The following is a 13,232-nucleotide window of genomic DNA, read 5'->3' on the forward strand; positions in this document are numbered from 1 at the left end:
AATTCCACTAACCGTTGATTTGGAATGAAATTTTATTTTGAACGCCTGCGACCTCTACCGCTTCACCATTCACAACTCGAGGTTTATACTTAAATTTAAGCGCAGCTTCCATTGCAGCCCTGTCGAAGATATTTTCAGGTTCAGCTTGCACAACCTTGGGGTCACGCACGGTGCCCTGTTTAGTTACTACAAACTCAACAATGACAAACCCTTCGATACCTCTGGACAACGCTCTTCTTGGGTAAACGGGTGCCACTTTAACGATAGGCAGGTATTCACCATCACTCGATTCCAGTGCCAAACCACCCGCTAAATCTACATCAGCATCCACGTTGGCTGAAAAATCAAAGCTCGACGCGCCGGCATCCAAATTATTAGCTTGCATTTGAGGCGCATCCATTGGTGGAGGTGGCTCTTTCGGTGTAGGTGGCTTCTCCGGCTTTCGTTCCTTTTTCTGGACTGTTTCTTCTTTCTTCAATCTCACAAAATCGAGCACTTTCCCTTTCACAGGTTCGGTCGCTGTTCCTTCGCCACCAGTGATAAGCGCTTGCATACCCAGAAATAGAAAGAAAGTAACAACGCCAGCAATCAATAACGCAACAATATATCGCATCGTCTTACCTTAAGATTCTTGAGCGGCGATTGACACATCAAACGCACCAGCTGCTCTTGACGCATCCATAACCTTGATTAATATCTCTGTTGTGGCTTTTTTATCTGCCTGAATAACGACGCTACCTTGCGGATTCTCTGCTTTTAAACGTTCAATATTAGCCTGTACGGCTCTTATATCGATTTGACGTTTGTTGATCCAGATTTCACCTTTATCTGAAATTGCGACTAAGATATTTGCTCTTTGCTTTTTAACAGCCGTGGCAGCTTCAGGGCGGTTTACGTCTATACCAGCTTCTTTTACAAACGAAGCAGTTACGATAAAGAAGATGAGCATGATAAATACAACGTCCAGCATGGGCGTCATGTTAATTTCTTCGGTTTCTTCTTCTTGAAAAACTTTTGCTAATGGAGCTCTCATTTTTACCTCAAATTCTTTAGTGATCTAACAGCAGCTTGTCTTCTAATAGCTCAACTTCACGTTTCGCTTTTCTTTGCAAGTAGGTCGACGCAAATACACCCGAAAGTGCTGCGACCATGCCTGCCATTGTGGGAATCGTTGCTTTAGATACGCCAGCAGCCATTGAACGTGCACTGCCAGAGCCTGTTATTGCCATTACATTAAATACTTCAATCATGCCGGTTACGGTACCAAGTAGCCCTAGTAGAGGGCATAGGGCTACCATAACGTTGATAAAAGGTAAGTTGTTATTTAGCTCGATGCCGGCTTTTGAAATCATTGACTGGCGTATCTGCTCCGCATTCCAACTATTTCTTTCACTGCGACCTTGCCAACCTGCAACAATTTGCTTTTTATAACTGCGGTACTTCCCAAAGAAATACATGAAGCGTTCCAAGATAAGTAGCCACATTGCAAATGTAACCGCTCCGATGACCAGGAGAACCTGGCCACCCGTATCGAGGAACTCTTGTAGAGCAGTTATCGCATCTACTAAAAGTACCATTGATTACGCTCCTTTCTCGCTGCGCTCAGCGATGATTCCCGCGCTTTGCTCTTGTAGAATCAGTAGTAGGTTGCGAGAGCGAGTATTTAGGATTGTGTATAGGAACACCGTCGGAATTGCCACAACAAGGCCGAGCACTGTGGTAACAAGCGCTGTTGAGATACCACCAGCCATTAATTTAGGGTCGCCAGTACCAAATAAGGTAATTGCTTGGAAAGTGTTAATCATACCCGTTACGGTACCAAGTAGACCAAGTAGCGGCGCAACAACAGAGATGATCTTAATTAGTGTCAGATTTCGCGTAATTTTTGGCATCTCTCTCAAGATTGCTTCACTTAATTTCAATTCTAACGTGTCATATGCAACATCAGGATACTGGTCTTTCACTTTCATTACGCGACCAAGTGGGTTGTCTTCCTTGGCAACTTTGTCTTTTAATTGACGCTTGATCTTGGCACCCATGATCATCAGAGATACAAAACGTTCTAGCGCAATTAATAATGCCAGTGCACCTACCGCTAAAATCACGTAGCCAACGACACCACCTTGTTCAACTTGCTCTTTGGTATTTGGCGCTTGAACCAAAAGACCTAAAATGGAGCCCCCAGTTGGGTCTAACGCAAAATCAACTTTACCAGCGTTTGCACTTTGTAATTCATCTGCACTGTGCTGGAAACGTGCAACCGGTTGACGAGTCAATTCTGAAATCGTATTTGTTTCCGAGCTATAATTTAGGTACTTGCCATCGGCAATAAGGTTAAATGCACCAACACGTAATACTTCTTTACTTACTTTAGCCCCCCCATTGACAATAACTTCTGACGTATATCGAGAAACTTTACCTTGCTCTGTCATTTCACGTTGCAATTCAAACCAGACTTTTTCGATATCTTCAATGGATGCCAGTTTAGACGTTGACCCCATTTTTTTAGCCATTTCATCCATCACGTCACTGCGATTAGGATACTCTGCAGACACAACCGATGTTCTGAATTTAGAGCTTGCGTCACCTGATGCCTGTTGAAGCACACCAAATAACTCTTTAAGAGAACCCATACGCTTTGACAAAGTATCACTGAGGTTGCCCAATTTTATTTCATTTTCTTCGAATTGAGTTTCCATGCGTTCAGACCGATTCAATTGTGCGTTACGGTCTGCCGTCAATTCATTTAGCATTCTGACTTGCTGACTTTCCTGCGCTCTGAATTGCGCTTCACGGGCTTTATTTTGCTGAGTTTGGGCTGCTTGGCCTGATTCTAACGTTTTAAGAAGTTCGTCCAAATCCATTGCGTTTTGCGCAAAAGCCGAACTGGATAGAGCGAATGCTGAAACGAACAGTGCTTTGCGGCTGAATGATTTTAAAAAGCTCATTAGTAATACCTCTTATTGAGCAGCTTGGATTGGAAGAGTGAGCATATCTGGTGCAAGTTGCTTACGCGCAATGCGAACACCTTTGTTGATTTGGCTAATATTGGTATTTGGCAAAGCTTCAAACTGCTTCGTGTCTTTATTCCAACTACCAGCTTTTGCTGAGTCTTTAGTTACGTATAACAGTTCAAGGCGACCAATACGTAACATATCTACTTCGCGCTCCTGACCTTCAACATCTATTAGGGTCGTATAAGCTTCAATGGTACGGCCGTACTCTACCTCAACCTGGTATGCTTCCAATACACGTCTAAACTTTTCACTTGATGTAATATCAGCACGCTCCATCATTGATTTTAAATTTGCAATGCGATTTGCACGTTCGTCTTGTAAAAAAGGAACATCTAATGCAAAAAATTGCTCTAACCCCGTAATCATACGAAGCATAAGCGGCGTAATTTGACGTTCAATAACCGACACTTGGTCCATTGAAGCATTAATTGCGGCCATTTCCTCAAGCTGGTTTTTGATTTGCTTATCTAATTGGCTGTTATATACAACAAGGCCTTCGATTTCCTTGTTAAGCGTTCTGAATTGCTGCAGACGAGACTGCATGTTATCTGAGATCGCATCGATCTTATTTTGAGAAGTTAGCGCTGATTTATTGATTGCAGAGCTAGAGTCTATTACTTGATTGAGATCGTTTGCTTGCGCACTGCTTGCTACTGCAAACGCGCCCGCTAAAAGCAATTGGTTAACGCACTTCATCTCACACACCTTTTATAATATTTGCTTGTTCCAATTTTGAAGTGTGTGCAGTTTAAATATGAAAAATGACAACCGTGTTGCGCGTTCAATACAGTAATGTGACAGGTGTAATATTATTTTAAAGGTAGGTTTGTTCGGTATTATAAAATATTAAAAAGGGCTGCGTTATTGCAGCCCTTTGTTTATTTATACTTTAAATTTATTCATCATATTTTCAAGTTCATCAAATTGCAATTTTAGCGATTTGCATTCTTGGAGTGTTTGCTGCAGGCTGGCACTGCCTTGCACACACAAATCACTGATACCATGAATGTCACTATCCAGTGATTGAATCACCGTGTTTTGCTCTTGGGTTGCATTGGCAACCGCATCATTCATCCCATCAATTGATTCGATAGCGTGAGAAACCTCTTGCATTTTTGTGCCTGCAGACTGTGCTTTTTCAGCACTGGCACTTGAGTCCTCAATACTCAGCTTCATAACAGACACCGCAGAGGCAGATCCTTGTTGTAATTCCGCGATGGTATTTTCAATTTCTTGTGTGGATTCTTGGGTTCGTTGTGCTAACTGCCTCACTTCGTCCGCAACAACCGCAAAGCCCCTGCCCGCTTCACCGGCTCTAGCAGCTTCGATAGCCGCGTTCAGCGCCAGTAAGTTAGTTTGTTCACTGACCCCTTTTATGACTTCTAAGACCTGACCAATACTCGCAGTCAATCTATCTAAACCATCGACGGTTGACTGCGCCTCTTGCATTTTTGAGCTTAGCGCACCAATTTCTTCTATGTTGGAGTTCAATGCTTGCTGACTTTCATCAGAAAGTGTATTTGCGCCTGTAGCTAGGTCAGATGCATGTTTCGCGTTATTAGAAATCTCAATTGCACTTGAGGACAGCTCATTAATTGCCGTCGCGACATTATCAGTTCGCTTAGTTTGTTCAGTGTAAATATCTAGTGCTTCTTGAGTTTGGCTCTGCAGCCCTTCCATTACCTGCTCAAGGGCAAACGTGGTTTCTTTTACTGTCGCAATACTCTGATGGATCTTCTCAACAAACAAATTGAAATAGTTAGACAACTCGCCAAATTCATCATTATTTTCAACGACCAACCTACGCGTTAAGTCACCTTCACCTTGCGCGATATCTTTTATCGCTTCGTTAAGGTGGTTCATTGGTCTCATTAGGTATTTAAGTAGCAACTGCATCATAACCACAATGACGATAACACCTAATAACATATAGATAAGTGCCATATTTCTGAATGAAGAAATAGACGAATACGCTATCTCTTTATCAATCACAACGCCTAGGTACCATTCAACATTTTTGATCCCGTGCATTTTCACAAAAGACACTAACTTTTCTGTGCCGTCAATTTCCAGTTCAACAAATGTCTCTTGAAGTGCCAGCTTTTGCCCAAACAAGCTTTGCATGTTTTTATCATTAAGTTGTGTGTTTGGGTGACTCAAAATACGGCCTTCGCCATTTAATAAAAAGCCGTATCCAAACCCTAGAAAGTCAATTTCATTGATAATTTCGGTGATGGTGGCCATGTCAATATCGCCACCTGTGGCACCTGAAAGCTGACCATTGTGATAAATTGGGACTACTGCGGTGATGGTCAGCTCATTGGTCGTCGCATCAAGATACGGGGAAGTGAATGCAGTATCACGCTTTTGCATCGCGAGTTGATACCACGGCCGTGTTGTCGCGTCAAAATCGCTGGGTAAATTTATGGTTGGGTCATTGAGAACAAACCGGCCATTAGGCGTTCCAATAAAGGTGTTCTTGAAGTGCCCAGCATTCGCCGCTGTTTGTAGCCTTCTGCGAACTTCTTCTTCGCTGTCTGAGCGTTTGTGTCCTTCGGCGACTGATTGCACGATATCCAACCTATCATTTAGCCAGTTGGCGATATTTTGAGATACAGACTCTGATATTTCTTGTAAAACGAGTGTTAATTGTTCTTGCGTCTGCGAACGCATCAAGACGAAATTATTGACGGTGAACAGGCTCAGTACGATGACCAGAACTACCGAAGCTGCGAGAGTGATTTTGGTGGTAAATTTGAATGCGCTAAACATGCAGATCCTGTTTTATCTTATGTACTACTGACTAGGTTGTATCAAATATTAAAAGCTTTGTCCCACCTTATCGGCAGTTTTTATGTAATTATTATATTTTTATTGAATTATTTTTAATAGGCATTAAAAAAGGCAAGCAAAGCTTACCTTTTGTATAGTAAAAAAGAACTAAAATTAGAGCGTATTTTGATAATTACGCCAAGCAGCATCAAGGTTTAATTTCATAGACGTAGAAAAATGCGCCCAGCTCCACTTTTTGTCATCAAACGGGTCTAATTGGGCATTTAGTTCTACCAACAAATCGGGATGATGGTTAGTTTCTAACCAATGTAAAAAGAATGCCGTCGTCTTGTAGCCACTGTCGTAATTGCCACCTTTTTGACGATTGGACAAGTTAACATAGCCGCCTTTCATTCTAACCACATCTGCGATGCCTTCAATCACTGGGCCAATTTCTTTATAGTTGTGATCATCAAGTTGATAAGCATGTGCAATTTCGTGATAAAGAACACCGACTAATTCATTGTACAAAGCCTGTGATGAATGAGATTGCTGATACTTATTCAAATATTGAGCACTAATGTGGATCTTGGCGCCTGTGAAATCTCCTTCTTTAAAGGCAACCCCTTCCATGTCCTCAAGAATAATTTCCAACTGTGGTAATTGAGGCGCTTTGTGCGCTTCTTTATATAAAAGCCTAGCAACGTTATACGAAATCTGCTTTACCAGCTCAACATCGACATGCTGCCACACACTGACTTGCTCCTTACTGAAATAACGTATTTGCACATTGGGTAATGTGAAATCAAGCCAATCAATGTTTGCTTCAAAGTGAACTGGATTAATCTGGGTATTTATTTGCTCAGAGGCTGACGTGCTGTGAGCAGTGATGCCCACAGCAATGACAACCGCAGTGATTATTGCGTTCATCTTCATCTTATTTGTACTCTGATAATGAAGGTGGGCGCGCACTGTGACTACTTCCCCACGCTTTGTTTGGCTTGTCACCCATCACATATGTCAACTCACCGCCAGCGATGATGTCGGCGTGTGTTAAGTAGTTACGGTTGAGCGGCTTACCATTTAAGTGCACAGATTGAATGTATTTGTGAGTTTTACTTAAACCTTTGGCTGTGGTTGTAAACGTCTTTCCGTTCGCGAGCTTAAGTGTGACCTGAGGTGTTTGCGGTGCGCCAATAGCGTAAGACAAATCACCTGGCGACACAGGGTAGAAACCCATTGCTGAGAAAATGTACCAAGCCGACATTTGGCCTACGTCGTCATTACCTGCAAGTCCATCTGGTTTGTCGGAACTTAACGTATCCATGATTTGACGAATACGCTCTTGAGTACGCCAAGGCTTACCAGCGTAATTATAGAGATAAGCAATATGATGACTTGGCTCATTACCGTGCGCGTAGTTTCCAATCAAACCTGCAATGTCTTCATGTTCTTTAATCATATCAGCAGACAAAGGCGTATCAAATAAGTCATCCAAACGCTGTTCAAATGCATCATCACCGCCCATCAATTCAATTAATCCCGCAACGTCCTGCGGCACGTAGAAGCTATATTGCATGGAGTTACCTTCTGTAAATGCCCCCATATACTTTGCTTCAAAGGCATTAAACTCTTTATTCCAATTGCCTTTTGAATCTCTTCCACGCATAAAACGTGTTTCGGGATCAAATACATTCTTATAACTCATCGCGCGCGCATAATACGTCTGCGCAAGCTTTTTCTTGCCCATCGCTTCAAACATACGTGCAATAGCATAGTCGTTATACGCGTATTCAAGTGTAATAGACACGGACTCTGGTAGTACGTCCATTGGCACATAGCCGTACTTCTTGTACTCTGGGATTGCATCATAGACTGGATTATTTGCAGTGCTTTGAATTGCTTCGACCGCTAGGTCGATGTCATAATCACGAATACCTTTTAGATACGCGTCAGCAATCACAGACACAGCATGATAACCAATCATGGTCCAAGTTTCATGGGCATGGAATGACCAGATAGGCAGCATTTTTTCATAGCTTTGCTGATAATGGACAAGCATGGATTGGATCATACCAGATACACGGTCAGGATCGATGTACGTCAACAAAGGGTGTAACGCGCGGTATGTGTCCCATAGTGAGAATAGCGTGTAATGCTCGAAGTCTTTACCGTCATGAATTTCCCCGTCAACGCCGCGATATTGACCATTGACATCTTGATAAATGCTTGGGGCTTGCAACGCATGATAAAGTGCAGTGTAGAACTGCCTTTTTTCAGAGCGTGTGCCTTCTACATCAACTTTATCAAGATACTTTGCCCAATCTTGCTTTGCTTGAGCCCTTGCTTTGTCAAAATCCCAGTGCGGAATTTCTGCCTGTAAGTTTTCTAATGCATTTGAGCGGCTAACTGCTGATAAACCCACTTTCATGACTACCGGCTTTTGATCAACATTTTTGAAAGACGCGACAAATTTAACCGCTTTGCCTGCCGTCATTTTAACCGCAGTATTTTCAATTGTTGAATGTTTTTGCTTGCTATCGAGACAGTTCATACAACGATAACGCATATTATCTAAATTGATGAACTGATACTCATCAATCGGTTGCGAGAACTGGATCGCAAAATACATTTGCCTGTTTCGTGCCCAACCATTCGTTGCTCTATAAGCAACCAATGTTCTGTCATCGACTTTTCTTATGTCACTCCAAATAACTTTACTTTCAAAATTATAAATCGAACTCGTTAAGTCGAATAAAATATGGCCATCTTTTGCACTGTTGAAAGTGTATTTATGCATACCAACACGTGTAGTGGCCGTTAGCTCAGCGGTAACATCATAGTCTTGTAGTTCAACGCCGTAATACCCAGGCTCTGCCCATTCTTTATCATGTGAAAATCTTGAACGATACCCAGAATCTGGATCTTCGGCTGTACCAGCATCGAGTTTGACGTCCCCGGTAATTGGCATGACAAGTAAATCACCTAGATCTGAGTGACCCGTGCCCGAAAAATGAGTATGTGAAAAACCAACGATGGTTGTATCATCGTAATGATAACCAGCGCATCGTTTATATATTTCTGGTTGTGGTGAAACGCCACGCATGGGGTTATCTGTATCAGGACTAAGTTGTACCATACCAAACGGAACTACAGCACCGGGGAATGTGTGTCCATCTCCACCAGTACCAATAAACGTATCAACCCACTGTGTGTTTGACTCGCGCGCTTCACTTACCGCAGAAAGCCCGGTAAGTGACACCATAGCTGCGGCCCAAATTGAGCGATGCATGTGCCTCTCCTTTATTGTAAATTATACTTGGATCGTTCCAAATGGTTTTAATATACAACGTCTATGAATACGTATTCAATAGTATTGAGATAGAAATTTATAAATTTAAGACAAAAAAGGCAAGCTAACGCTTGCCTGTTTTAAGGTAAGTAGTGTTCTAGGCGACTTTGGCTTGCCATTGCTTTGACAATTTAACCACGTTCAAGCCATACCATGCGATAAATACATAGCACACCAGCGGGACGATAAAGCTTATCTGAATATTAATACTGTCAGCAACAACGCCCTGCAATAAAGGAATGATTGCGCCGCCTACAATTGCGAGGCACAACCAGCCAGACCCTTTGCTTGTCAAAGAACCTAACCCTTCAATCGCGATGGTAAAAATAGTTGGGAACATAATTGAGTTAAATAACCCGATCGCAAGCACGGCAATCATGGCGATGTTGCCCTGTGTAGACATCGTCATAACGAGCAAAGCCATTACACTAATTGCATTGAACACCAATGCCTTAGACGGTGCAATATATTTCAATGCTTGAGAACCGATGAAGCGACCGACCATAGCGCCGCCCCAGTAATAACCTAACAATTTTGCTGCGGTTGGTGCATCTAGCCCACCAATATGCTCTTCTGCGAAGTAGTTTACTATGAAACTGCCAATCGATACTTCAGCACCAACATAACAAAAAATAGCGACGACCCCCATCATAAGGTGCGGCGCTTCTTTTAAGTTATGACCCTTGGCCTTGCAATCCTGTTCCTCAGTATGCTCAGCAATGGTCGGCAGCTTCAAAAATGCAAACACCACAGCAATGATAACCAGTACACCCGCAATTACTAAGTAAGGGACTTTTACAGAATCTGCACTGGCTGCTTCGACAGCCATTGCGCCACCAGCACCAAATAGCAACATGCCGCCAGCAATTGGGCCGAGCGTAGTGCCCAGTGAATTCAGAGCTTGGGCTAAGTTTAAGCGACTAGAAGCAGTTTTAGATTCGCCAAGCGCTGCCACATATGGGTTGGCCGATACTTGCAAAATTACAATCCCAGACGCCATCACAAACAACGCAGCTAGAAAAATCCAATACTGATGCACGACAACAGCAGGGTAAAACAACAGGCAACCAAACGCAGCGACCAATAACCCAGTAATAATGCCCTTTTGATAGCCAAAGCGCTTGACCAAGTTACCCGCTGGTAAAGAGACAACGAAATAGGCAATAAAAAAACAGAATTGAATTAACATTGCCTCGGTGTAATTCAGGTCAAATACGCTTTTCAAGCGCGGTATTAAAACATCATTAAAAACGGTAATGAAGCCCCATAAAAAGAACAGGGTTGTCATTGCTGCTAGCGGAAAAAAGTAGTTTTTTTCGTTGTTCTGTATGCCTGCAACAAAAGTTTGATTCGTGTTAATTTCACTCACTCGGATTACTCCATGTTAAAGGATGTAATGATTCTACACATTGTTACAAGAAAATCACAAATGTTTTATTGGATCGTTCCATTATTTTTTTTAAGATGCTAGAGTAACCAGATAAATGAGAAAATACAGGTTGCTAAACTTTTCCATTTACGCTGTTGGTAAATCCAAAAGGCGCATTAATTGGAAAACCTCAACCGTTGTGCGATTAAAAAGTGGAGCATGATTAATGTCGCTTGATTTCAGAAATACAGACTTTTTGCAGCAACATATTGATAAAACAATGGGTTTTTATCACCCTAGGTGTATCGACAATGCGGGTGGTTTTTATCAATTTTTTAAGGACAACGGCGAAGTCTATGACGACTCAACCCGTCACCTAGTCTCGAGCACGCGATTCGTATTCAATTATGCGATGGCATACTTAAACACTACAAACCCAGCGTATTTAGAACTAGTTGAGCATGGAATTGACTATCTGGAACAGGTTCATAAGCAACCAAATGGTGGCTATGCTTGGTTGATTGAAGATGGCCAGCCTAGTGATTTAACTAACCATTGTTATGGCCTTGCATTTGTTTTACTGGCAAATGCCATGGCCTATAAGGCAGGGATCAAGTCGGTCCTCCCAACGATTGAACAAGTATGGACTTTACTAGAAAATAAGTATTATCAACCCACATTTTCTTTGTACCTAGATGAATATGATGCACAATTTGAACATGCGGATAAATATCGCGGTCAAAATGCCAATATGCATATGTGTGAAGCGATGTTAATGTGCTTTGAAGCAACCAACGATCACAAGTTTTTGAACCGCGCTTACACCCTTGCCCATACCATGACAGTTAAGCAAGCTGACCTCGCCCATGGGCTGGTATGGGAACACTATGACAGCAATTGGAAGATTGATTGGGACTACAATAAAGACAACCCTAAACACCTATTCAGGCCCTGGGGATTTCAACCAGGACACCAAACTGAGTGGACGAAGTTGCTCTTGATCCTCCACAGACATAAGCCAGAAGCTTGGATGGTAGAAAAGGCTCAATTTTTATTCGACGAAGCATTAAAGTCGGCTTGGGATGAGCAATATGGCGGCATATGCTATGGGTTTGCGCCTGATAGATCCATATGCGATGGTGATAAGTACTTTTGGGTCCAAGCAGAAAGTTTTGCGGCAGCCGCCTTACTCGCGATTGCCACAGGAGAAGACAAGTATTGGCAATGGTATGACAAAATTTGGCAATATAGCTGGCAACATATGGTCGACCATGAATATGGTGCATGGTACCGCATACTTACGCAAGATAACCGCGCTTATAGCGACGAGAAAAGCCCCGCAGGTAAGACTGACTATCATACGATGGGCGCATGCTATGAAGTACTTCGAGCATTTAAATTGCAAGAGGAAAATAAATGAGCGTAGTTTGTTTTGGTGAAGCCCTAATTGATTTTTTATCAGATGGGAAACAACCCGAGTCATTCACTAAATTTGCAGGTGGTGCTCCTGCAAATGTAGCCGTGGCGATTGCCAAACAAGGCGTCGACAGTACATTTTGTGGCATGCTTGGTAATGATATGTTCGGTCACTTTATAAACGAAGAATTGCAACAGCACAAAGTAAACACGCAGTTTGTGAAATTTACGTCACAAGCCAAAACAGCCCTTGCCTTTGTTTCTTTGGATGACGAGGGTGAACGTAGTTTTAGCTTTTACCGCCCACCAGCTGCGGACCTATTATTCAGAGCAGAAGATTTTGACCCACACATGTTCGCATTAAACAAAGTATTGCACGTGTGCTCTAACAGCTTAACCGAAAAAAATATTTATCTAACCACTGTCACGGCCATGCAGCATGCTAAATCCAATGGTTTAGTGCGAAGTTTCGATATGAATTTGCGCGAAAATCTATGGCCTTCAATGAATCATTGCTTAGAACGTATTTGGCACATTTTATCGCAATCTGAACTAGTGAAACTATCGTCTGAAGAACTGGCGTTTTTAAATAAACATGCGCACCCTGAACAAGACCAACAGAAAACCATTGACGCTATTTTGCAAACGCAAGTTAAGCTCTTGTTGATCACGGATGGGCCGAACGATATTCGATATTTTACAGACTCACTTACGGGTTACATCGCTCCCCCTAGAGTCACCGCAGTAGATACGACAGCAGGTGGAGATGCTTTTGTTGGCGGCTTGTTGTCTGAAGTGGTCCGGAGGTTATCTGAGCGTAGATTTTCAGAAATCTGTGAAAATGAAAAAGAAATCATCGACATTTTAAACTTTTCAGCAAAGTGTGGGGCCTACGCTGTAACACGTTATGGGGCATTTTCTTCTTTACCAACACAACACGACATCGCTTGACAACATCTCTTAAACTGGCTTTCTAAAGTGTGAGACAGGCTCAAGGAGGAGCCTATTTACGACCAAGTAGGCTTATAAGTATGCTAAAAATGTCTGATAAAACCAATACACCACGGGGCCACACACGACCCAACCAATTAGAAACGGTTTAAAAAACCCCATCCTTTGTGCATCTAATTCTTCAACAATAGACATGGTATCGATAGCCTTAATAGGAAACACTTTTCGATACACTTTAAATATTGTCAAGCCAATCAAAAAAGGTACTATGATGAGCGAAAAGAACAACAAGACTGCATACCAAGTCTCACCAGAAACACGTTCCATAATTACTCACAGTTAATTTGTAAAGGTT

The 13,232-nt window shown here is 42.3% G+C and carries 12 protein-coding genes; 2 read left to right on the forward strand and 10 right to left on the reverse strand.

What is annotated here, in order from left to right; all coding sequences use genetic code 11:
- Window positions 1–7: 7 nt before the first annotated feature.
- The 9 genes from L1286_RS00625 to L1286_RS00665 form a co-directional block, all read right to left on the reverse strand.
- Window positions 8–613, reverse strand: coding sequence for an energy transducer TonB (locus L1286_RS00625; protein ID WP_235404955.1), 606 nt, complete (start codon window positions 611–613; stop codon window positions 8–10).
- 9 nt (window positions 614–622) lie between these two features.
- A complete protein-coding gene (locus L1286_RS00630; RefSeq protein WP_039610430.1) occupies window positions 623–1,033 on the reverse strand; it encodes an ExbD/TolR family protein in 411 nt (136 codons plus the stop codon).
- Window positions 1,034–1,049: 16 nt separating this feature from the next.
- On the reverse strand, window positions 1,050–1,577 hold the full coding sequence (locus tag L1286_RS00635; protein ID WP_235404956.1) for a MotA/TolQ/ExbB proton channel family protein: 528 nt from the start codon (window positions 1,575–1,577) through the stop codon (window positions 1,050–1,052).
- A gap of 3 nt (window positions 1,578–1,580) precedes the next feature.
- Complete coding sequence (locus tag L1286_RS00640) at window positions 1,581–2,948, reverse strand: MotA/TolQ/ExbB proton channel family protein (RefSeq protein WP_235404957.1); 1,368 nt, start codon at window positions 2,946–2,948, stop codon at window positions 1,581–1,583.
- A 12-nt stretch (window positions 2,949–2,960) separates the two neighbouring features.
- Window positions 2,961–3,713, reverse strand: coding sequence for a DUF3450 domain-containing protein (locus tag L1286_RS00645; RefSeq protein ID WP_235404958.1), 753 nt, complete (start codon window positions 3,711–3,713; stop codon window positions 2,961–2,963).
- Window positions 3,714–3,899: 186 nt separating this feature from the next.
- Window positions 3,900–5,789 carry a methyl-accepting chemotaxis protein gene (locus L1286_RS00650; protein WP_235404959.1) on the reverse strand — a complete coding sequence of 630 codons (1,890 nt, stop codon included), beginning with the start codon at window positions 5,787–5,789 and terminating at the stop codon, window positions 3,900–3,902.
- Window positions 5,790–5,963: 174 nt separating this feature from the next.
- Window positions 5,964–6,719 (reverse strand): basic secretory family protein, encoded by a 756-nt coding sequence (locus tag L1286_RS00655; protein WP_235404960.1) that lies wholly within the window; start codon window positions 6,717–6,719, stop codon window positions 5,964–5,966.
- Between the two features lie 7 nt (window positions 6,720–6,726).
- A complete protein-coding gene (locus tag L1286_RS00660; protein WP_442961647.1) occupies window positions 6,727–9,081 on the reverse strand; it encodes a GH92 family glycosyl hydrolase in 2,355 nt (784 codons plus the stop codon).
- Window positions 9,082–9,238: 157 nt separating this feature from the next.
- Window positions 9,239–10,510, reverse strand: a complete 1,272-nt coding sequence (locus tag L1286_RS00665; protein WP_235404961.1) for a sugar MFS transporter — start codon at window positions 10,508–10,510, stop codon at window positions 9,239–9,241.
- 226 nt (window positions 10,511–10,736) lie between these two features.
- On the opposite strand from L1286_RS00665, the gene L1286_RS00670 reads away from it, so the two are divergent.
- A complete protein-coding gene (locus tag L1286_RS00670) occupies window positions 10,737–11,930 on the forward strand; it encodes an AGE family epimerase/isomerase (RefSeq protein ID WP_235404962.1) in 1,194 nt (397 codons plus the stop codon).
- Window positions 11,927–12,877: a carbohydrate kinase family protein gene (locus L1286_RS00675; protein WP_235404963.1), complete on the forward strand. Its 951-nt coding sequence runs from the start codon at window positions 11,927–11,929 to the stop codon at window positions 12,875–12,877. The genes L1286_RS00670 and L1286_RS00675 overlap by 4 nt, the downstream gene beginning before the upstream one ends.
- Window positions 12,878–12,949: 72 nt before the next feature.
- On the opposite strand, the gene L1286_RS00680 is transcribed toward L1286_RS00675, so the two are convergent.
- Window positions 12,950–13,204 (reverse strand): hypothetical protein, encoded by a 255-nt coding sequence (locus L1286_RS00680; RefSeq protein ID WP_235404964.1) that lies wholly within the window; start codon window positions 13,202–13,204, stop codon window positions 12,950–12,952.
- Between the last annotated feature and the right edge of the window lie 28 nt (window positions 13,205–13,232).

The organism is Pseudoalteromonas sp. SMS1, from assembly GCF_021530565.1.
Classification (GTDB): Bacteria; Pseudomonadota; Gammaproteobacteria; order Enterobacterales; family Alteromonadaceae; genus Pseudoalteromonas.

What these genes read in the sequence shown, in the direction of transcription:
- L1286_RS00625 (WP_235404955.1), bottom strand. Translation starts at nt 613, where the DNA reads ATGCGATATATTGTTGCGTTATTGATTGCTGGCGTTGTTACTTTCTTT.
- L1286_RS00630 (WP_039610430.1), bottom strand. Translation starts at nt 1,033, where the DNA reads ATGAGAGCTCCATTAGCAAAAGTTTTTCAAGAAGAAGAAACCGAAGAA.
- L1286_RS00635 (WP_235404956.1), bottom strand. Translation starts at nt 1,577, where the DNA reads ATGGTACTTTTAGTAGATGCGATAACTGCTCTACAAGAGTTCCTCGAT.
- L1286_RS00640 (WP_235404957.1), bottom strand. Translation starts at nt 2,948, where the DNA reads ATGAGCTTTTTAAAATCATTCAGCCGCAAAGCACTGTTCGTTTCAGCA.
- L1286_RS00645 (WP_235404958.1), bottom strand. Translation starts at nt 3,713, where the DNA reads ATGAAGTGCGTTAACCAATTGCTTTTAGCGGGCGCGTTTGCAGTAGCA.
- L1286_RS00650 (WP_235404959.1), bottom strand. Translation starts at nt 5,789, where the DNA reads ATGTTTAGCGCATTCAAATTTACCACCAAAATCACTCTCGCAGCTTCG.
- L1286_RS00655 (WP_235404960.1), bottom strand. Translation starts at nt 6,719, where the DNA reads ATGAACGCAATAATCACTGCGGTTGTCATTGCTGTGGGCATCACTGCT.
- L1286_RS00660 (WP_442961647.1), bottom strand. Translation starts at nt 9,081, where the DNA reads ATGCATCGCTCAATTTGGGCCGCAGCTATGGTGTCACTTACCGGGCTT.
- L1286_RS00670 (WP_235404962.1), top strand. Translation starts at nt 10,737, where the DNA reads ATGTCGCTTGATTTCAGAAATACAGACTTTTTGCAGCAACATATTGAT.
- L1286_RS00675 (WP_235404963.1), top strand. Translation starts at nt 11,927, where the DNA reads ATGAGCGTAGTTTGTTTTGGTGAAGCCCTAATTGATTTTTTATCAGAT.
- L1286_RS00680 (WP_235404964.1), bottom strand. Translation starts at nt 13,204, where the DNA reads ATGGAACGTGTTTCTGGTGAGACTTGGTATGCAGTCTTGTTGTTCTTT.